16 protein-coding genes are annotated in these 20849 nt (G+C 69.8%); 13 read left to right on the forward strand and 3 right to left on the reverse strand.

The features are described 5' to 3' along the window. Window positions 1-142: 142 nt before the first annotated feature. Complete coding sequence (locus ABZ893_RS10315) at window positions 143-2722, forward strand: bifunctional (p)ppGpp synthetase/guanosine-3',5'-bis(diphosphate) 3'-pyrophosphohydrolase (RefSeq protein WP_361399828.1); 2580 nt, start codon at window positions 143-145, stop codon at window positions 2720-2722. Between the two features lie 179 nt (window positions 2723-2901). Here the strand turns inward: ABZ893_RS10315 and ABZ893_RS10320 are convergent, their stop codons facing one another. Further along, window positions 2902-4134, reverse strand: a complete 1233-nt coding sequence (locus tag ABZ893_RS10320) for a DUF349 domain-containing protein (RefSeq protein ID WP_361399830.1) — start codon at window positions 4132-4134, stop codon at window positions 2902-2904. 134 nt (window positions 4135-4268) lie between these two features. After that, window positions 4269-5066, reverse strand: a complete 798-nt coding sequence (locus tag ABZ893_RS10325) for a peptidylprolyl isomerase (protein WP_361399832.1) — start codon at window positions 5064-5066, stop codon at window positions 4269-4271. A gap of 259 nt (window positions 5067-5325) precedes the next feature. Here ABZ893_RS10325 and ABZ893_RS10330 point away from each other — a divergent pair, with 259 nt between their 5' ends. The 5 genes from ABZ893_RS10330 (at window position 5326) to rpsD (ending at window position 10519) form a co-directional block, all read left to right on the forward strand. Continuing rightward, window positions 5326-6036, forward strand: coding sequence for an MBL fold metallo-hydrolase (locus ABZ893_RS10330; RefSeq protein WP_361399835.1), 711 nt, complete (start codon window positions 5326-5328; stop codon window positions 6034-6036). Window positions 6037-6048: 12 nt separating this feature from the next. Next, window positions 6049-7311 (forward strand): histidine--tRNA ligase, encoded by a 1263-nt coding sequence (gene hisS, locus ABZ893_RS10335; protein ID WP_361399838.1) that lies wholly within the window; start codon window positions 6049-6051, stop codon window positions 7309-7311. Window positions 7312-7437: 126 nt separating this feature from the next. Continuing rightward, window positions 7438-8082, forward strand: a complete 645-nt coding sequence (locus tag ABZ893_RS10340) for a vitamin K epoxide reductase family protein (RefSeq protein WP_361399841.1) — start codon at window positions 7438-7440, stop codon at window positions 8080-8082. Window positions 8083-8141: 59 nt separating this feature from the next. After that, window positions 8142-9497, forward strand: coding sequence for a replication-associated recombination protein A (locus ABZ893_RS10345; protein ID WP_361399844.1), 1356 nt, complete (start codon window positions 8142-8144; stop codon window positions 9495-9497). 407 nt (window positions 9498-9904) lie between these two features. Further along, window positions 9905-10519 carry a 30S ribosomal protein S4 gene (gene rpsD / locus ABZ893_RS10350; RefSeq protein ID WP_361399847.1) on the forward strand — a complete coding sequence of 205 codons (615 nt, stop codon included), beginning with the start codon at window positions 9905-9907 and terminating at the stop codon, window positions 10517-10519. Window positions 10520-10549: 30 nt separating this feature from the next. Here rpsD and ABZ893_RS10355 read toward each other — a convergent pair whose 3' ends face one another. Beyond that, window positions 10550-12739: a regulator gene (locus ABZ893_RS10355; protein WP_361399849.1), complete on the reverse strand. Its 2190-nt coding sequence runs from the start codon at window positions 12737-12739 to the stop codon at window positions 10550-10552. Window positions 12740-12908: 169 nt separating this feature from the next. On the opposite strand from ABZ893_RS10355, the gene ABZ893_RS10360 reads away from it, so the two are divergent. The 7 genes from ABZ893_RS10360 (at window position 12909) to aroC (ending at window position 20822) form a co-directional block, all read left to right on the forward strand. After that, window positions 12909-13379: a DUF948 domain-containing protein gene (locus tag ABZ893_RS10360; protein ID WP_361399852.1), complete on the forward strand. Its 471-nt coding sequence runs from the start codon at window positions 12909-12911 to the stop codon at window positions 13377-13379. After that, a complete protein-coding gene (locus ABZ893_RS10365) occupies window positions 13379-13723 on the forward strand; it encodes a DUF6167 family protein (protein ID WP_361399855.1) in 345 nt (114 codons plus the stop codon). Before ABZ893_RS10360 ends, ABZ893_RS10365 begins: the two co-directional genes overlap by 1 nt. Next, window positions 13723-16392 (forward strand): alanine--tRNA ligase, encoded by a 2670-nt coding sequence (alaS, locus tag ABZ893_RS10370; RefSeq protein WP_361399858.1) that lies wholly within the window; start codon window positions 13723-13725, stop codon window positions 16390-16392. The genes ABZ893_RS10365 and alaS overlap by 1 nt, the downstream gene beginning before the upstream one ends. Beyond that, the gene (ruvX, locus tag ABZ893_RS10375) at window positions 16392-16856 is read left to right on the forward strand and encodes a Holliday junction resolvase RuvX (RefSeq protein WP_361399860.1); all 465 of its coding nucleotides are present in this window, start codon (window positions 16392-16394) and stop codon (window positions 16854-16856) included. Before alaS ends, ruvX begins: the two co-directional genes overlap by 1 nt. Window positions 16857-16979: 123 nt before the next feature. Next, entirely contained in the window at window positions 16980-18662 is a 1683-nt protein-coding gene (gene mltG, locus ABZ893_RS10380) for an endolytic transglycosylase MltG (RefSeq protein ID WP_361399863.1), read from the forward strand. Between the two features lie 7 nt (window positions 18663-18669). Continuing rightward, entirely contained in the window at window positions 18670-19494 is an 825-nt protein-coding gene (locus ABZ893_RS10385; RefSeq protein WP_361399866.1) for a shikimate dehydrogenase, read from the forward strand. Window positions 19495-19637: 143 nt separating this feature from the next. Next, window positions 19638-20822, forward strand: a complete 1185-nt coding sequence (aroC, locus tag ABZ893_RS10390) for a chorismate synthase (protein WP_361399869.1) — start codon at window positions 19638-19640, stop codon at window positions 20820-20822. Window positions 20823-20849 lie beyond the last annotated feature (27 nt).

The following is a 20849-nucleotide window of genomic DNA, read 5'->3' on the forward strand; positions in this document are numbered from 1 at the left end:
GCCCGGAGGAATCCGGTGCCCGCCTTCGGCGTTCCCCCAGTTGAAAGCCGTTCTCTTCGCCGGAGGCGAGGGACGGGCCTAGTGTCGATACCATGGGCTCCCGGGACCTGAACCGGGGACCCGTCGCGCACGAGGAGCGCCGTTGCCAGACGAGGCCAAGCCACTCTCCCCCAGCGCTGAACGCCTGGGGACAGCCCCAGCCGCCAAGCCCGATCAGCAGGCCGAGCAGGCTGCCGCTGCCGTCGTGCCTGTGACGTCCGAGCAGGCCGGGCAGGGCGCCACCGGCACCCCCGGCGGCAAGGCGGCCGAGCAGCCACGCCCCGAGCCCCCCGCCGAGAAGCGCCCCGTGCCGGGCTCCGCCAGGGTCACCCCGACTCCGTCGCCGCCGCCCCCCATGGCGCGCCCGGCCGCCGGACAGCCCGCGCGTTCCGCCTCCTCGAACCGCGTCCGCGCCCGCCTGGCCCGCCTCGGCGTGCAGCGCTCGAACCCGTACAACCCCGTTCTGGAGCCGCTGCTGCGGATAGTGCGCAGCAACGACCCGAAGATCGAGACGTCCACGCTCCGGCAGGTCGAGCGGGCCTACCAGGTCGCCGAGCGCTGGCACCGCGGGCAGAAGCGCAAGAGCGGCGACCCGTACATCACGCACCCGCTCGCGGTGACGACGATCCTCGCCGAGCTCGGCATGGACCCGGCCACGCTCATGGCCGGGCTGCTGCACGACACCGTCGAGGACACCGAGTACGGCCTCGACACCCTGCGCCGGGACTTCGGTGACCAGGTCGCCCTCCTCGTCGACGGCGTCACCAAGCTGGACAAGGTCAAGTTCGGCGAGGCCGCGCAGGCCGAGACCGTGCGCAAGATGGTCGTCGCCATGGCCAAGGACCCCCGCGTCCTGGTCATCAAGCTCGCCGACCGCCTGCACAACATGCGCACCATGCGCTACCTCAAGCGCGAGAAGCAGGAGAAGAAGGCCCGCGAGACGCTGGAGATCTACGCTCCGCTGGCGCACCGCCTGGGCATGAACACCATCAAGTGGGAGCTGGAGGACCTCGCCTTCGCGATCCTCTACCCCAAGATGTACGACGAGATCGTGCGTCTGGTGGCCGAGCGCGCGCCCAAGCGCGACGAGTACCTCGCCATAGTGACCGACGAGGTGCAGAGCGACCTGCGCGCGGCCCGCATCAAGGCGACCGTCACCGGCCGCCCGAAGCACTACTACAGCGTCTACCAGAAGATGATCGTCCGCGGCCGTGACTTCGCGGAGATCTACGACCTGGTGGGCATCCGCGTCCTCGTCGACACGGTCCGCGACTGCTACGCGGCACTGGGCACCGTCCACGCCCGCTGGAACCCGGTTCCTGGGCGGTTCAAGGACTACATCGCGATGCCCAAGTTCAACATGTACCAGTCGCTGCACACGACGGTCATCGGCCCCAACGGCAAGCCCGTCGAGCTGCAGATCCGCACGTTCGACATGCACCGCCGCGCCGAGTACGGCATCGCCGCGCACTGGAAGTACAAGCAGGAGGCCGTCGCCGGTACCTCCAAGGTGCGCAGCGACGCGCCGCGGACCACCGGCAAGGACGACCACCTCAACGACATGGCGTGGCTGCGCCAGCTGCTCGACTGGCAGAAGGAGACCGAGGACCCGGGCGAGTTCCTGGAGTCCCTGCGCTTCGACCTCTCGCGCAACGAGGTCTTCGTCTTCACGCCGAAGGGCGACGTCATAGCGCTCCCGGCGGGCGCGACCCCGGTCGACTTCTCGTACGCGGTCCACACCGAGGTCGGCCACCGCACCATAGGAGCGCGGGTCAACGGGCGGCTCGTGCCGCTCGAATCGACCCTGGACAACGGTGACCTGGTGGAGGTCTTCACCTCCAAGGCCGCCGGCGCGGGCCCGTCCCGCGACTGGCTCGGCTTCGTCAAGTCGCCGCGGGCGCGCAACAAGATCCGCGCGTGGTTCTCCAAGGAGCGCCGCGAAGAGGCGATCGAGCAGGGCAAGGACGCCATCGCGCGGGCCATGCGCAAGCAGAACCTGCCGATCCAGCGCATCCTGACGGGCGACTCACTGGTGACCCTGGCGCACGAGATGCGCTACCCGGACATCTCGTCCCTGTACGCGGCGATCGGCGAAGGCCATGTCACCGCGCAGAGCGTCGTCCAGAAGCTCGTGCAGGCCCTCGGCGGCGAAGAGGCCGCCAACGAGGACATCGCCGAGAGCGCGCCCCCGTCACGCGGCCGTTCCAAGCGCAGGTCGAACGCGGACCCGGGCGTCGTCGTCAAGGGCGTCGAGGACGTGTGGGTCAAGCTGGCCCGCTGCTGCACGCCAGTCCCCGGCGACCCCATCATCGGCTTCGTCACGCGCGGCAGCGGCGTCTCCGTGCACCGCAGCGACTGTGTGAACGTCGAGTCGCTGTCCCGCGAGCCCGAGCGGATCCTCGACGTCGAGTGGGCGCCCACGCAGTCCTCGGTCTTCCTCGTCGCCATACAGGTGGAGGCCCTGGACCGCTCGCGGCTGCTCTCGGACGTCACGCGTGTCCTGTCGGACCAGCACGTCAACATCCTGTCCGCGGCCGTCCAGACGTCCCGCGACCGGGTGGCCACCTCCCGCTTCACCTTCGAAATGGGCGACCCCAAACACCTGGGCCACGTCCTGAAGGCCGTCAGGGGAGTGGAGGGCGTCTACGACGTGTATCGGGTGACGTCGGCAAGGCGCCCGTAGAGCCCGCGCCCCTGAAGTCCCGCGCCCCGGAAGGGGCGCGGGGAACTGCGCGAGGACGGACCACTATCCGCACCCGCGCAACGACAGAACCGAGCAGACGAGAAGGCGCAAAAAGTGGGGCCCGGGCTCACAAAGCCCGGGCCCCACATACATCCAGCTCAGCGCGAAGCGCCCAGCGCCTAGCCTCCGAACTCGTGCAGCCCCTTAAGAGCCTGGTCCAGCAGCGCCTGACGCCCGTCCAGCTCCCTCTGAAGCTTGTCGGCCCGCGCGTTGTTGCCCTGCGCACGCGCCGTGTCGATCTGACCCCGCAGCTTGTCGACCGCGGCCTGCAGCTGGCCCGTGAGCCCCTCGGCACGCGCACGCGCCTCCGGGTTCGTACGACGCCACTCCGCTTCCTCGGACTCCTGCAGGGCCCGCTCCACGGCGTGCATACGGCCCTCGACCTTGGGCCGTGCGTCGCGCGGCACGTGGCCGATGGCCTCCCAGCGCTCGTTGATCGAGCGGAAGGCGGCACGGGCCGTCTTCAGATCCCCGATCGGCAGAAGCTTCTCGGCCTCGTCGGCCAGCTCCTCCTTGAGCTTGAGGTTCTCGCCCTGCTCGGCGTCGCGCTCCGCGAAGACCGAGCTGCGCGCCGCGAAGAACACGTCCTGCGCACCGCGGAAACGGTTCCACAGGTCGTCCTCGTGCTCGCGCTGGGCACGGCCGGCGGCCTTCCAGTCCGTCATCAGCTCGCGGTACCGGGCGGCCGTGGCCCCCCAGTCCTGCGAGCCCGACAGGGACTCGGCCTCGGCGACCAGCTTCTCCTTGGCCTGACGGGCATCCTCGCGCTGCGCGTCCAGCGAGGCGAAGTGCGCCTTGCGGCGCTTCGAGAACGCCGAGCGCGCGTGCGAGAAGCGGTGCCACAGCTCGTCGTCCGACTTGCGGTCCAGCCGCGGCAGCCCCTTCCAGGTGTCCACCAGCGCCCGCAGCCGCTCACCGGCCGACCGCCACTGCTCGGACTGGGCCAGCTCCTCGGCCTCGACGACCAGGGCCTCCTTGGCGTGCCGCGCCTCGTCGGACTGCTTCGCCTTCTGGACCTTGCGCTCCTCACGGCGCGCCTCGACGGTCTCGACGAGCTTGTCCAGGCGCTTGGCCAGAGACTCCAGGTCACCGACCGCGTGCGCGTCGGTCACCTGCTCGCGCAGATGCTCGATGGCGGTCGTGGCGTCCTTCGCCGACAGGTCGGTCGTCTGCACCCGGCGCTCGAGGAGCCCGATCTCGACGACGAGGCCGTCGTACTTGCGCTTGAAGTAGGCGAGGGCCTCATCAGGAGAACCTGCCTGCCACGAACCGACTTCACGCTCGCTGCCGTCGGCCGAACGCACGTACACGGTCCCCGTCTCGTCGACGCGGCCCCACGGGTCGCTGCTCACAGCGCCTCCTCCACATGATGCCTGCGAGGCGCCTTGGTGCCCCGGGCATCGTCCACAGTTTCGTCACGGCCAACATAGGCGACCGGCGGGGCGGCTGTCCGCATCCCGCGCGACCGAAATTTCACCTCGGGCGGTCAGGATTTCGTCACGGTCGCCTTGTTGATCACGACGTCGGCGTTCGGGGCGCCGTCGCCCTGGCCGGAGCTCTCACCAGCGGCGGCGATCTTCTTGAGCACCTTCATGCCGGAATCGGAAATGGTCCCGAACGGTGTGTAGTCAGGCGGGAGCTGACTGTCCTGGTAGACCAGGAAGAACTGGCTGCCGCCGGTGTTCCGGCCCTTCTTCGCCTGGGCGTTGTACTGGTTGGCCATCGCCACCGTGCCCGCCGGATAGACGTTCCCCTTCAGGCTTTTGTCCTTCAGGTTCTCGTCCGGGATCGTGTAACCCGGGCCGCCCGCGCCGGTGCCCTTCGGATCACCGCACTGCAGTACGTAGATGCCGCTGGTGGTGAGCCGGTGGCACTTGGTGTGGTCGAAGAAGCCCTTGTTTGCGAGGAAGTCGAAGGAGTTCACCGTGTGCGGGGCCTGCTTCGCCTTCAGGTCGAGGCCGATGTCGCCGCAGGTCGTCGCCAGGTTCATCGTGTAGTTCGCCGACTTGTCGATGGCGAGCGCCGGCTCCTTCTTCCAGCTCAGCGGCTTCACCTTGCCGGCCGCGGGCTTCTCGCACGGGCCCGCGCTCGCGGTGTCCTTCTTGTCCTTGTCGAACGCCCCGGCGGCGAACGCGCCCACGCCCCCGACCACGACCACGGCCAACACCGACGCGATCACCGTGTTGCGCGTGCGCGCCTTGCGCCGCGCGGACTCCCGCCGCTGCTGCTGGCGCAGGAACTTCTCCCGGGCGAGCTGACGCTGCCGCTGATCCTTGCTGACCACCGGGTCTACTCCTCGTACGTCTCGAGACCTGACTGCGGACCGAACCGAAACCGAACGGCACCGAAACCGAACGGCACTAAAACCGAACGGAACTGATCCGAACCGGCCTGAACTGGACCTGTTGGGACCTGTTACGACCGCCTGCCGTGTGCCCCGTACCGTATATGGGTTGGCTGTGGAATCGGCAGCGCCGGTAGGCTCTGATCTGCCGCATTCTTCTGCGGACACACTTCCGCCGGACGACATACGAAGGACGATCGTGCTGATTGCCGGGTTCCCCGCAGGGGCCTGGGGCACCAACTGTTACCTGGTTGCCCCCGCCGCGGGTGAGGAGTGCGTGATCATCGACCCGGGCCACCAGGCCACCCAGGGAGTCGAGGACGCCCTCAAGAAGCATCGGCTCAAGCCTGTCGCGGTCATCCTCACGCACGGCCACATCGATCACGTCGCCTCCGTCGTCCCCGTGTGCGGGGCCCACGACGTCCCGGCGTGGATCCACCCGTCCGACCGCTACATGATGAGCGACCCGGAGAAGGCGCTCGGCCGCTCCATCGGTATGCCGCTGATGGGCGAGCTGACCGTGGGGGAGCCCGACGACGTGCGGGAGCTGACCGACGGTGCGGAGCTGAAGCTGGCGGGCCTCGACCTGACCGTGTCGCACGCGCCCGGTCATACCAAGGGGTCGGTGGCTTTCCGGATGCCCGAGACCGCGGACGTGCCGTCCGTGTTCTTCTCCGGGGATCTGCTCTTCGCCGGCTCCATCGGACGCACCGATCTGCCCGGTGGCTCCATGGACGACATGCTCGAATCGCTGGCACGCGTGTGCCTGCCGCTCGACGACTCGACCGTGGTGCTCTCCGGGCACGGCTCCCAGACGACCATCGGCCAGGAGCGCGCCACCAACCCGTATCTGCGGCAGGTGGCCGCCGGCCAGGGATCCTCCTTCGAGGCTCCCCGACGAGGAATGTGACGAGAGACTTCCGTGAGCACCTTTCAGGCCCCCAAGGGCACGTACGACCTGCTTCCCCCCGACTCCGCGAAGTACCTCGCGGTGCGCGACGCGATCTCCACGCCCCTGAGGAACTCCGGCTACGGCTACGTCGAGACCCCCGGCTTCGAGAACGTCGAGCTGTTCGCGCGCGGTGTCGGTGAGTCCACCGACATCGTCACCAAGGAGATGTACGCCTTCGAGACCAAGGGCGGCGACAAGCTCGCCCTGCGCCCCGAGGGCACCGCCTCCGTGCTGCGCGCCGCCCTGGAGGCCAACCTCCACAAGGCCGGCAACCTGCCCGTCAAGCTCTGGTACTCGGGCTCGTACTACCGCTACGAGCGCCCCCAGAAGGGCCGCTACCGCCACTTCTCGCAGGTCGGCGCCGAGGCGATCGGTGCCGAGGACCCGGCCCTGGACGCCGAGCTGATCATCCTGGCCGACCAGGCGTACCGCTCGCTCGGCCTGCGTCAGTTCCGCATCCTGCTGAACTCGCTGGGCGACAAGGAGTGCCGCCCCGTCTACCGGGCCGCGCTCCAGGACTTCCTGCGCGGCCTCGACCTCGACGAGGACACCCTGCGCCGTGCCGAGATCAACCCGCTGCGCGTCCTCGACGACAAGCGTGCCGAGGTCCAGAAGCAGCTCGTCGGCGCCCCGTCGCTGCGCGACTACCTGTGCGACGGCTGCAAGGCGTACCACGAGCAGGTCCGTGAGCTGCTGACCGCCGCGGGCGTCGCCTACGAGGACGACGAGAAGCTGGTCCGCGGCCTCGACTACTACACGCGCACCACCTTCGAGTTCGTGCACGACGGACTCGGCTCGCAGTCCGCGGTGGGCGGCGGCGGCCGCTACGACGGCCTCTCCGAGATGATCGGCGGCCCCTCGCTGCCGTCCGTGGGCTGGGCGCTCGGCGTCGACCGCACGGTGCTCGCGCTCGAGGCCGAGGGCGTCGAGCTCGACATCCCGGCCGGCACCAGCGTGTTCGCCGTACCGCTCGGCGAGGAGGCGCGCCGCGTCCTGTTCGCCAAGGTCACGGAGCTGCGCAAGGCCGGCGTCGCCGCCGACTTCAGCTACGGCGGCAAGGGCCTCAAGGGCGCGATGAAGAACGCCAATCGCAGCGGCGCCCGCTTCACGATCGTCGCCGGTGAGCGGGACCTCGCCGAGGGCCTCGTACAGCTGAAGGACATGGAGACCGGCGAGCAGGACGCCGTCGCGGTGGACGAGATCGTCGCCGTGCTGAAGGCGAAGCTGGCCTAGGACACTTCCCGGTCCCCGAGGTCTCAACTGCTGTGCACCGCACGGCAGTTGAGACCTGAGCCGGAACTCGGCACCATGTGCGGCAGAATGAGATTGCGGCACCCCGACAAGTGACGGAACGGCGTGATGACCAAGACGACCAGGGCGAGCGACAACGCCTCCTCCACCGGTGAAGACGGAGCGATCGCTTCCCGGAGCGCCGGCGGATCCCTCGCATTCGGACTGCTCCTGGTGATCACCGGAGCGGCGGGGCTGCTCGCGGCGTGGGTCATCACGATCGACAAGTTCAAGCTCCTGGAGAACCCGAACTTCACGCCGGGCTGCAGCCTGAACCCCGTGGTGTCCTGCGGGAACGTCATGAAGAGCGCGCAGGCGTCGGCCTTCGGCTTCCCGAACCCGATGCTCGGCCTCGCCGCCTACGCGGTCGTGATCTGCGTCGGCATGAGCGTGCTGGCGCGGGCGCGCTTCCCGCGCTGGTACTGGCTGACGTTCAACGCGGGCACGCTCTTCGGCGTCGGATTCTGCACGTGGCTCCAGTTCGAGTCCCTGTACCGCATCAACTCCCTGTGCCTGTGGTGCTGCCTGGCGTGGGTCGCCACGATCACGATGTTCTGGTACGTCACGTCGTTCAACGTGCGCAAGGAATTCCTGCCCGCGCCGTCCTGGCTCCGTTCGTTCTTCGGCGAGTTCACCTGGGTCCTGCCGGTCGTGCACGTGGGGATCATCGGCATGTTGATCCTGACGCGCTGGTGGGACTTCTGGACCAGCTGAGTCCGGCCGCCCCGGGCGGGCGGGTCGGATTGTCAGTCGGGTGACATAGGGTTTTCGCCGTGGAGCCCGACCTGTTCACCGCCGCAGCCGAAGACCGCCAGGAGAAGGACCCGTCCAGCAGCCCCCTGGCCGTCCGGATGCGCCCGCGCACCCTCGACGAAGTCGTCGGCCAGCAGCACCTGCTGAAGCCGGGCTCACCTCTGCGCCGCCTCGTGGGGGAGGGCGGCGGGGGCCCCGCCGGCCCCTCGTCGGTGATCCTCTGGGGCCCGCCCGGCATCGGCAAGACGACCCTCGCGTACGTCGTCTCCAAGGCCACCAACAAGCGCTTCGTCGAACTCTCCGCGATCACCGCGGGTGTCAAGGAAGTGCGTGCCGTCATCGACGGAGCGCGCCGCGCCCTCGGCGGCCACGGCAAGGACACGGTCCTCTTCCTCGACGAGATCCACCGCTTCAGCAAGGCCCAGCAGGACTCCCTCCTGCCCGCCGTGGAGAACCGCTGGGTCACCCTGATCGCGGCGACCACCGAGAACCCGTACTTCTCGATCATCTCCCCGCTCCTGTCCCGGTCCCTGCTCCTGACCCTCGAATCCCTCACGGACGACGACCTGCGGGCCCTGCTGCGGCGGGCTCTCACCGAGGAGCGCGGGCTCGGCGGCGCGGTCACGCTGCCCGCCGACGCCGAGGATCACCTCCTGCGCATCGCGGGCGGCGACGCACGCCGGGCGCTCACCGCGCTTGAGGCGGGCGCCGGTTCGGCCCTCGCCAAGCAGGAGAAGGAGATCACCCTCCAGACGCTGGAGGAATCCGTCGACCGCGCGGCCGTCAAGTACGACCGGGACGGCGACCAGCACTACGACGTGGCGAGCGCCCTCATCAAGTCCATCCGCGGCTCCGACGTGGACGCCGCGCTGCACTATCTGGCCCGCATGATCGAGGCCGGCGAGGATCCGCGCTTCATCGCCCGGCGGCTGATGATCTCCGCGAGCGAGGACATCGGTCTCGCCGATCCGACGGCGCTGCCCACTGCGGTGGCGGCGGCGCAGGCCGTGGCGATGATCGGGTTCCCGGAGGCGGCGCTCACGCTCAGCCACGCGACCATCGCTCTCGCTCTGGCCCCCAAGTCGAATTCGGCGACCACGGCGATCGGCGCCGCCATGGAGGACGTGCGTAAGGGGCTGGCCGGGCCTGTTCCGGCTCACTTGCGGGATGGGCATTACAAGGGGGCGGCCAAGCTGGGGCACGCTCAGGGGTACGTGTATCCGCACGATGTCCCGGGGGGTATTGCTGCTCAGCAGTACGCGCCGGATGCGATTGTGGGGCGGCGGTATTACGAGCCGACTCGGTATGGGGGCGAGTCGCGGTATGCGGAGGTTGTTGAGCGGGTGCGGGAGCGGTTGCGGGGGCAAGCGCCCTGAAGGGGCGCGGGGAACTGCGCGACCAGCCACAGCCGACCCGCGCCCGACAGCACACCCCCGTTCGTGGCACACCACCGCACCCTGTAAACTCTCCGGAGCGCTGCGTCTCGCGTCCGGCCTCGGTCGGCATCACCAGAGCGGGACATGCAGCCGGAACCCCGGCGCCGTAAGGCCTGGGGATCCAGGAGCGTCGCGCACCGTCGATAGGTGTCGCGGGCAGCCCACCACCATCCCGTACTCCGGGAAGCGGTCGGTGGGCCACTCGCGTGCTGCACGTATGTGCCCAGACCAGGGAGCGGCTGCCCGCCCCGTCCGACAAGGACGAGATGGGTTTCCCCGGCTGCGGATGCGACCTCCCTTAACCCTGGTGAAGCCGTATTCCCACAGAACAATGAGGTGTTTGGTTCATGGCGAACCAGTCCCGCCCCAAGGTCAAGAAGTCGCGTGCCCTCGGCATCGCGCTGACCCCGAAGGCCGTCAAGTACTTCGAGGCCCGCCCCTACCCGCCGGGCGAGCACGGCCGTGGCCGCAAGCAGAACTCGGACTACAAGGTCCGTCTGCTCGAGAAGCAGCGTCTGCGCGCGCAGTACGACGTGTCCGAGCGCCAGCTCGTCCGCGCCTACGAGCGTGCCGCCAAGACGCAGCTCAAGACCGGTGAGGCCCTGGTCATCGAGCTGGAGCGTCGTCTCGACGCCCTGGTTCTGCGTTCGGGCATCGCCCGCACGATCTACCAGGCCCGCCAGATGGTCGTTCACGGCCACATCGAGGTCAACGGTGGCAAGGTCGACAAGCCGTCGTTCCGCGTCCGTCCCGACGACGTCGTGATGGTCCGCGAGCGCAGCCGCGAGAAGCCGCTGTTCCAGGTCGCGCGTGAGGGTGGCTTCGCCCCCGAGGGCGAGACCCCGCGTTACCTCCAGGTCAACCTGAAGGCCCTGGCCTTCCGCCTGGACCGTGACCCGAACCGCAAGGAGATCCCCGTGATCTGCGACGAGCAGCTCGTCGTCGAGTACTACGCCCGCTGATCATCCTGCGGACGTAGCACCACCTGCGTTTCAGCCCGTCGTCTCTCCGGAGGCGGCGGGTTCGCGCGTTTCCGGGGCCGTGCGTACCGGACGCGGCGACGGCATCACCGGCGGCCGGGGCGCGGCGCCCCGCCCGACGGCGCGCGCCACCGCCTCCCCGGGCTCAAGACGCGAACCGACCTGCACGAACATCTCGAACTGGCCCTCGCCGAGGACCGCGCGCGCGTCCGACGCGCACAGCTCGTGCGGCGCGTTGAAGTACAGCGAACCGAACAGTGGCAGCCCCACCGACGGCCAGATCCGGCCCGCCGCCCCCTGAAGCAGCGCCGCCTCCGCCGCGTCCCCCTCCGACAGGGTGACCAGGGCGAGCAGCTCAAGGGACAGCACCGTCCCCAGCAGGTCGTGGAACGTGTCGCCGATGACCAGGCACTCGCGGAGCAGCTTCCGCGCCCGCGCCAGATCCCCCTTGGTCCACGCCGCGTACGCCAGGACATACAGCGCGTACGCCAGCGTCCAGCGCTCGCCGTGGTCCTCGCAGATCAGCCGCACGTCCTCGCACAGCTCCACCGCCCCGGCCAGATCGCCCCGGAACGCCACGGCCATCGCCAGCTCGACCTGGCCCATCAGCACACTGCTGTTCAGCTCACCGATCTCCCGGTAGCCCGCGAGCGCCGTCCGCAGCAGCTCCTCGGCGCGCGGCAGATCGTCCGTGATCAGCGCCAGGCAGCCCGTCCGGTGCACCGCGTACGCGACCGCAGTGGCGTCGCCGAGACGTTCCGCCTCCTCGCGGCACTCGTGCAGCGCGGCCAGCGCCGGAACAGTGTCGCCCTGAAGGATCGCCACGTAACCGAGCACCCACAGCGCCTTCAGGCGGGACCGGGAGTGCTCGTCGTCGGGGTTGTCCTCGTCCAGCTCCACCCCTCGCTCCAGCCAGTGCCGCCCCTCCGACAGCCGGCCGCAGCCCGTCCAGAAGAACCAGAGCGTGCCCGCGAGGTACTGCCCCAGATACACCTCGCCCGGCTCGGTCAGGCAGAACTCCAGGGCGGCGCGCAGATTCGGCAGCTCCACCTCGATCCGCGCCGCCACCTCGGCCTGCCGGGGCGAGAACCAGTCCAGCTCGCACCACGTGGCCAGGCCCATGTACCAGTCGCGGTGCCTGCGCCGCATCCGCCCGGCGTCTCCCAAGGCCTCCAGCCACTCCGCCCCGTACGCCCGCACCGAGTCGAGCATCCGGTACCGCACCGCCGAGCCCGCCTCGTCGCGGATCACCACGGACTGCGCGATCAGCTCGGAGAGCACATCGAGGACGTCGTCGGCGTGCAGGCCGTCACCACCGCAGATGTACTCGGCGGCGTCCAGGTCGAACTGGCCGGAGAACACCGTGAGCCGTGCCCACAGCAGCCGCTCCTCCGCAGTGCACAACTCGTGGCTCCAGCCGATCGCCGTCCGCAGCGTCTGGTGACGCGGGAGCGCGCCGCGCGTGCTGCCCGTGAGCAACCGGAACCGGTCGTCGAGCCGCCGCAGCAGATCCGGGGGAGACAGCGCCCGCAGCCGCCCCGCCGCCAGTTCCACCGCCAGCGGCAGACAGTCGAGCCGCCGGCACACCTCGACGACGTCCGCGCGATTGCTGTCGTCGAGCCCGAAACCGGGCAGCAGCGCGGCGGCCCGGTCGGCGAACAGCTCCGCCGCGTCCTCAAGCGCGAGCGGCGACAGGGGGAAGACGACCTCGCCCTCGACAGAGAGCGGCCGGCGCCCCACCGCGAGGATCCGCAGCCCCGGCGCCGCGCTCAGCAGATCCCGTACGAGCGTGGCGCACGTGTCGACGAGGTGCTCGAACCCGTCGACGACGAGCAGGAGTTGGCGCTCCGCGAGATGGCCGAGCAGGACGTCGCGCTGCGGACGGCTCGTCTGATCGGCCAGTTCGAGGGCCGAGGCGAGCGCGTACTCGACGAGGTCCGCCTCGCGCACGGTCGCCAGATCCACCCGGCGCACGCCGTCGTACCCCGGAGAAACGGAAGCCAGAGCCGCGGCCCGTGCGGCGAAGCGGGACTTGCCGACACCGCCCGCCCCGGTCACGGTGACGAGGCGGGACCCGTCGAGGGCCCGGGTCAGATCCGCGAGTTCGACGGCCCGGCCGACGAAGCGGTTGAGTTCGAGAGGCAGGTCGCCGGGCGGAGGGAAGCCCTCCGGCCCGTCGTCCGGACGTTGTTCGCTTCGCATGAGGTACGGAGAGTACTCACGCGTAAGCGGTCCGTACAATCGGTTCCGGCAAGTACGCCCGCGGTGAAGCGGAATCCGGTACGGACCGCGGACCCCGGCGCGATAGGCTCGGGGGACGATTCTCTTCGGCCTTTTTTTGATCTGTTCGACGTTCAGGGAGCGGTGCTACGTGTCCGGTGGAGAGGTGGCCGGGATCCTGGTGGCCGTCTTCTGGGCGATCCTGGTCTCCTTCCTCGCGGTGGCTCTGGCGAGGCTGGCCCAGACGCTCAGGGCGACGACCCGGCTGGTCGCGGATGTGACCGAGCAGGCGGTCCCGCTGCTCGCCGACGCCTCCGCGGCCGTACGGTCCGCGCAGACGCAGATCGACCGGGTCGACGCCATCGCGTCCGACGTCCAGGAGGTCACGTCGAACGCGTCGGCGCTGTCCTCCACCGTCGCCTCCACCTTCGGCGGCCCGCTCGTCAAGGTGGCCGCGTTCGGCTACGGCGTGCGCCGGGCCATCGGACGCAAGACCACGGGCGCCACCGAGGCCGACGAGCCCGCCAAGCGGTCCCGCCGTACCGTGATCGTGGGCCGTACCGTCCCGTCACCGCGGCGCGGCAAGCAGGCCGCGCGGAACAACCGGAATAAGAGGGACTGATGTTCCGCCGTACCTTCTGGTTCACCGCGGGCGCAGCCGCCGGCGTGTGGGCCACCACCAAGGTCAACCGCAAGCTGAAGCAGCTGACGCCGGAGAGTCTCGCCGCGCAGGCCGCGAACAAGGCGATCGAAGCGGGCCACCGTCTCAAGGACTTCGCGCTCGACGTCCGGGACAACATGGCCGAGCGCGAGGCCGAACTGGGCGACGCGCTGGGGCTGAGCGCCCCGGTCGACGCCGAACTCCCCGCGCAGCGCAGCTTCGCGGTCATCGAGAACCACGTGAAGAACAACCCCAAGTACCTCGAGAACACGACGTACTCGTACAACCGGAATGAGGACCACTGATGGAGTCGGCTGAAATCCGCCGCCGCTGGCTGAGCTTCTTCGAGGAGCGTGGCCACAAGGTCGTGCCCTCGGCGTCGCTCATCGCCGACGACCCGACTCTGCTGCTCGTGCCCGCGGGCATGGTCCCGTTCAAGCCGTACTTCCTCGGTGAGGTCAAGCCGCCCGCCCCGCGCGCCACCAGCGTGCAGAAGTGCGTGCGTACGCCGGACATCGAAGAGGTCGGCAAGACCACCCGCCACGGCACGTTCTTCCAGATGTGCGGCAACTTCTCCTTCGGCGACTACTTCAAGGAAGGCGCCATCAAGTACGCCTGGGAGCTGCTCACCAGCTCCGTGGCGGACGGCGGCTACGGCCTGGAGCCGGAGAAGCTCTGGATCACGGTCTACCTCGACGACGACGAGGCCGAGCGCATCTGGCACGAGGTCGTCGGCGTCCCGAAGGAGCGCATCCAGCGCCTGGGCAAGAAGGACAACTTCTGGTCCATGGGCGTCCCCGGCCCCTGCGGCCCGTGCTCCGAGATCAACTACGACCGCGGCCCCGAGTTCGGCGTCGAGGGCGGCCCGGCCGTCAACGACGAGCGGTACGTGGAGATCTGGAACCTGGTCTTCATGCAGTACGAGCGCGGCGCCGGCATCGGCAAGGAGGACTTCGAGATCCTCGGCGACCTGCCGTCGCAGAACATCGACACGGGTCTCGGCCTCGAGCGCCTCGCCATGATCCTGCAGGGCGTACAGAACATGTACGAGACGGACACCCTGCGCGTCGTCATGGACAAGGCCACCGAGCTCACCGGCGTCCAGTACGGCGCCAAGCACGGCTCCGACGTCTCGATGCGCGTCGTCGCCGACCACATGCGCACCTCCGTGATGCTCATCGGCGACGGAGTCACCCCCGGCAACGAGGGCCGTGGCTACGTCCTGCGCCGCATCATGCGCCGCGCCATCCGCAACATGCGCCTTCTCGGCGCCACCGGCCCGGTCGTCAAGGACCTCGTCGATGTCGTCATCGACACGATGGGCCTGCAGTACCCGGAGCTCATCACCGACCGCAAGCGCATCGAGACGGTCGCGCTCGCCGAAGAGGCCGCCTTCCTCAAGGCCCTCAAGGGCGGCACGAACATCCTCGACACCGCGGTCACCGAGACCAAGGCCGCCGGCTCCTCGGTGCTCCCCGGCGACAAGGCGTTCCTGCTCCACGACACCTGGGGCTTCCCGATCGACCTCACCCTGGAGATGGCCGCCGAGCAGGGCCTTTCCGTGGACGAGGACGGCTTCCGCCGCCTGATGAAGGAGCAGCGGGAGCGCGCCAAGGCCGACGCCCAGGCCAAGAAGACCGGCCACGCCAGCGTCGGCGCGTACCGCGAGATCGCCGACGCCTCGGGCGCCACCGACTTCATCGGCTACACGTCGACGGACGGCGAGTCCACGATCGTCGGCCTGCTGGTCGACGGCGTCTCCTCGCCCGCCGCCTCCGAGGGCGACGAGGTCGAGGTCGTCCTCGACCGCACCCCCTTCTACGCCGAGGGCGGCGGCCAGATCGGCGACACCGGCCGCATCAAGCTGGACAACGGCGCGATCATCGAGATCCGCGACTGCCAGAAGCCGGTCCCGGGCGTCTACGTCCACAAGGGCGTCGTCCAGGTCGGCGAGGTGACCGTCGGTGCCCCGGCCCAGGCCGTCATCGACGTGGCCCGCCGCCGCGCCATCGCCCGCGCCCACTCCGCCACGCACCTGACCCACCAGGCGCTGCGTGACGCGCTGGGCCCGACGGCCGCCCAGGCCGGCTCGGAGAACCAGCCGGGCCGCTTCCGCTTCGACTTCGGTTCGCCGTCCGCCGTGCCCACGGCCGTGATGACGGACGTCGAGCAGAAGATCAACGAGGTGCTGACCCGCGAACTGGACGTCCAGGCCGAGGTCATGAGCATCGACGACGCCAAGAAGCAGGGCGCCATCGCCGAGTTCGGCGAGAAGTACGGCGAGCGCGTGCGCGTCGTCACCATCGGCGACTTCTCCAAGGAGCTGTGCGGCGGTACGCACGTCCACAACACCGCCCAGCTCGGCCTGGTGAAGCTGCTCGGCGAGTCGTCCATCGGCTCGGGCGTGCGCCGTATCGAGGCCCTGGTCGGCGTCGACGCGTACAACTTCCTGGCCCGTGAGCACACGGTCGTCGCCCAGCTCCAGGAGCTGGTCAAGGGCCGCGCCGAGGAGCTGCCGGAGAAGATCGCCGCCATGCTCGGCAAGCTGAAGGACGCCGAGAAGGAGATCGAGAAGTTCCGCGCGGAGAAGGTCCTCCAGGCCGCCGCCGGTCTCGCCGCCGGTGCCACCGACGTGCGCGGGGTCGCCCTCGTCACCGGTCAGGTCCCGGACGGCACGGGCGCCGACGACCTGCGCAAGCTGGTCCTCGACGTGCGCGGCCGCATCCAGGGCGGACGCCCGGCCGTGGTCGCCCTGTTCACGACGGTCAACGACAAGCCGCTCACGGTCATCGCCACGAACGAGGCGGCCCGCGAGCGCGGTCTCAAGGCCGGTGACCTCGTCCGCACGGCCGCCAAGACCCTCGGCGGCGGCGGTGGCGGCAAGCCGGACGTCGCCCAGGGCGGCGGCCAGAACCCGGCCGCCATCGGTGACGCCATCGCCGCGATCGAGCGGCTCGTCGGGGAAACGGCCTGATGCGACGCGGCCGACGGCTCGCGATCGACGTCGGGGACGCCCGGATCGGGGTCGCCTCGTGCGACCCCGACGGGATCCTCGCCACCCCGGTGGAGACCGTGCCGGGACGTGACGTCCCGGCCGCCCACCGGCGGCTCCGGCAGATCGTCGAGGAGTACGAACCGATCGAGGTCGTCGTCGGCCTCCCTCGCTCCCTCAAGGGGGGCGAGGGGCCGGCCGCGGTCAAGGTCCGCGCCTTCGCCCAGGAGCTCGCCGGCGGGATCGCCCCCGTCTCCGTGCGGCTCGTGGACGAGAGGATGACCACAGTGACGGCCAGTCAGGGGCTGCGCGCGTCGGGCGTGAAGTCCAAAAAGGGCAGGTCTGTCATCGATCAGGCGGCCGCCGTCATCATCCTTCAGCAGGCTCTCGAGTCCGAACGAGCGTCAGGTAAAGCTCCGGGCGAGGGCGTCGAAGTGGTCATCTGATCGCGATACGGTAACGTTCCGCGCGATCGGCGGCGTTCGAACAGCTGCCGCACAGCATCAAGAGGCGGACCGGCTGCCTGCCCACCCGGACGCGGCCGCCGCCTCGCGGCTCGTAGGGGATCGATGACTGAGTATGGCCGGGGCCCAGGCTCCGAACCGTGGCATCCCGAGGACCCGTTGTACGGGGACCAGGGGTGGGGGCAGCAGGCCGCGGGCGGCCCTGCCTACGGCGGCCAGGGGCAGTACCACCCTCAGCAGCCGCAGCATCCTCAGCAGCAGCACCCGCAGCATCCTCAGCAGCAGCCCCAGCACCCGCAGCAGTACGGCGGTGACTGGAACACCGGTCAGCACGACCCGTACGGCCAGCAGCAGTACGGCGGAGGCGACCAGTACGGCGCCCAGCCGCAGGGGGGCGGCTGGGACACCGCCGCCCAGGGCCAAGTCCCGTACCCCGCCGACCCGGTGGACCCCTACTCGACCCAGCAGCAGGCCGCGTACGTCGGTCAGCAGCCGGACATGTACGGCACCCCCGACGCGTACCCGCCGCCGGAGCCGCCCGGCCGGCGCGGGCCCGCCGCCGAACCGGAGACGGACTGGGACCCGGGACCGGATCAGGGGGAACACGCGTTCTTCGCCGGTGGTGGCGACGACGAGGATGACGACTACGACGACCCCCGCGACCGGAATTCCCGTCGCGGCCGGGGCGGAAAACAGCCGAAGAAACCGAAGAAGCGCCGCAGCGGATGCGCCTGCCTGGTGCTCACCGTGATTTTCGCGGGCGGTGTCGGCGGGGTCGGCTATTTCGGCTACCAGTTTTATCAGAACCGTTTCGGGTCGGCTCCGGATTACACGGGCTCCGGAAATGGTGAATCCGTTTCCGTGGACATTCCTCAGGGTGCCGTTGGCTATGTCATCGGGCAGCGCCTCAAGGAAGCGGGCGTCGTCAAGAGTGTGGACGCGTTCGTCTCCGCGCAGCAGGAGAACCCCAAGGGCAAGACCATTCAGGAAGGCGGATACACGCTCGAGAAGGAAATGTCGGCGAAGAGCGCGGTCGAGCTGATGCTCAGCCCGAAGAGCCGGAACAACCTGATCATCCCCGAGGGCCGCCGTAACGCCTGGGTCTATGCGCAGATCGACAGCCGTCTCCAGGTGCCCAAGGGCACCACGCAGAAGGTCGCGCAGGAGGACTACAAGAAACTCGGTCTGCCCGCCTGGGCGCAGAACCACCCGAATGTGAAGGACCCCCTGGAAGGGTTCCTTTTCCCGTCCAGTTACGGCGTCTCCAAGGGCGGAGATCCCGAGGCGATCCTCAAGCAGATGGTGGCGCGGGCGACCGCGACGTACGAGAAGAACGGCGTCGAGCAGAAGTCCAAGGCGCTCGGTCTCGAGGGGCCGTGGCAGCTCATCACGGTGGCGAGTCTCGCGCAGGCGGAAGGCACCAGTCACGACGACTTCCGCAAGATGGCGGAAGTGGTCTACAACCGCCTCAAGCCCGGCAACGCGCAGACCAACGGAATGCTGGAGTTCGACTCCACGTACAACTACATCAAGGGCCAGAGCAAGATCGACCTCGGCCTCACCGAGCTGCGCAAGTACGACAACCGCTACAACACGTACTACTACCGCGGCCTGCCGCCCGGGCCCATCGGGAACCCGGGTGAGCAAGCGCTGCAGGGTGCCCTCAACCCGACCGGTGACGGCTGGTACTACTTCATCTCGATGGACGGCAAGACCAGTAAGTTCACGAGGACGAACGCGGAACACCAGAAGCTGGTCGACCAGTGGAACGCGTCGAGGAAGAACTGAAGCACTGATGTCAGCAATCAGAAGGGCGGCCGTACTCGGGTCGCCCATCGCCCACTCCCTTTCCCCGGTGCTGCACCGCGCCGCCTATCAGGAGCTGGGTCTCACGGAGTGGTCCTACGACCGCTTCGAGGTCGACGAAGCCGCACTGCCCGCGTTCATCGCGGACCTCGGGCCCGAGTGGGCGGGGCTCTCGCTCACCATGCCGCTGAAGCGCGCCGTGATCCCGCTGCTCGACGAGGTCAGCGAGACCGCCCGCTCCGTGGAAGCCGTCAACACCGTCGTCTTCACCAAGGACGGACGGAAGCTCGGCGACAACACCGACATCCCCGGCATGGTCGCGGCCCTCGCCGAGCGCGGCATCGAGAAGGTCGAGTCCGCCGCCATCCTGGGCGCCGGCGCCACCGCGTCCTCCGCCCTCGCCGCCCTGTCCCGCATCTGCGCGGGCGAGATCGTCGCGTACGTGCGCAGCGAGGCCCGCGCCGCCGAGATGCGGGAGTGGGGCGAGCGGCTAGACGTCGACGTCACGATCGCCCAGTGGTCCGACGCGGCCCGTGCCCTCAGCGCCCCGCTGGTCGTCGCCACCACACCGGCCGGCACCACGGACGCCCTCTCCGCCCAGGTCCCCGAGCGCCCCGGCACCCTCTTCGACGTCCTGTACGACCCGTGGCCGACGCAGCTCGCGGCCCGCTGGTCCGGGTACGGCGGGGCCGTCGTCAGCGGGCTCGACCTGCTCGTGCACCAGGCCGTGCTCCAGGTCGAGCAGATGACCGGACGCACGCCCGCGCCGCTCGGCGCGATGCGACAGGCGGGGGAGCGCGCGCTCGCCGGCTGACCCGGGCGTGTCCGCCGCACCGTCCGCCTGATGGACCGGCGGCCGGGTCGGGTGCCCGGACGTGGGAGGATCGACAGTGGCGGGCCAGGGCCGCGCACCCGGCCGCGCCATCGCAGTTCGAGGCGCGAGCAAGAGGAGCACCGTTGAGCAGGTTGCGCTGGCTGACCGCTGGGGAGTCCCACGGACCCGCACTTGTCGCGACGCTGGAGGGTCTTCCCGCCGGCGTGCCGATCACCACGGAGATGGTGGCGGACCACCTGGCCCGGCGGCGCCTCGGCTATGGACGCGGTGCGCGCATGAAGTTCGAGCGCGACGAGGTGACGTTCCTCGGCGGTGTCCGGCACGGACTGACCATGGGCTCGCCGGTCGCGGTCATGGTGGGCAACACCGAGTGGCCCAAGTGGGAGCAGGTCATGTCGGCCGACCCGGTCGACCCCGAGGTGCTCGCGGACCTGGCGCGCAACGCGCCGCTGACGCGTCCCCGTCCCGGCCACGCCGACCTGGCCGGTATGCAGAAGTACGGCTTCGACGAGGCCCGGCCGATCCTGGAGCGTGCCTCCGCGCGTGAGACGGCGGCCCGCGTGGCGCTCGGCGCGATCGCCCGCTCCTACCTCAAGGAGACCGCGGGCATCGAGATCGTCAGCCACGTCACCGAGCTGGCCGCCGCCAAGGCCCCGTACGGCGTGTACCCGACCCCAGCCGACGTCGACAAGCTCGACGCGGACCCGGTGCGCTGCCTGGACGCGGACGCGTCGAAGGCGATGGTCGCGGAGATCGACCAGGCCCACAAGGACGGCGACACCCTCGGCGGCGTCGTCGAGGTCCTGGCCTACGGCGTGCCGGTGGGCCTGGGCTCGCACGTGCACTGGGACCGGCGTCTGGACGCCCGGCTCGCGGGTGCCCTCATGGGCATCCAGGCCATCAAGGGTGTCGAGGTCGGCGACGGCTTCGAGCTCGCGCGCGTGCCGGGTTCGAAGGCGCACGACGAGATCGTGACGACGGAGGACGGCATCAAGCGCACCTCCGGCCGCTCCGGTGGCACCGAGGGCGGTCTCACGACGGGTGAGCTGCTGCGCGTGCGTGCCGCGATGAAGCCGATCGCGACCGTCCCGCGCGCGCTGGCCACCATCGACGTGGCGACGGGCGAGGCCGCGAAGGCCCACCACCAGCGCTCCGACGTGTGCGCCGTCCCGGCCGCCGGCATCGTCGCCGAGGCCATGGTCGCGCTCGTGCTCGCCGACGCCGTCGCCGAGAAGTTCGGCGGCGACAGCGTCGCGGAGACCGCGCGCAACGTCCAGTCGTACCTCGACCACCTCCAGATCCGGTGACCGGCCCGCAGGTTGTGCTCGTCGGCC

The sequence above is a fragment of the Streptomyces sp. NPDC046821 genome (genome assembly GCF_040645335.1).
In the GTDB taxonomy this organism is placed as follows: domain Bacteria; phylum Actinomycetota; class Actinomycetes; order Streptomycetales; family Streptomycetaceae; genus Streptomyces.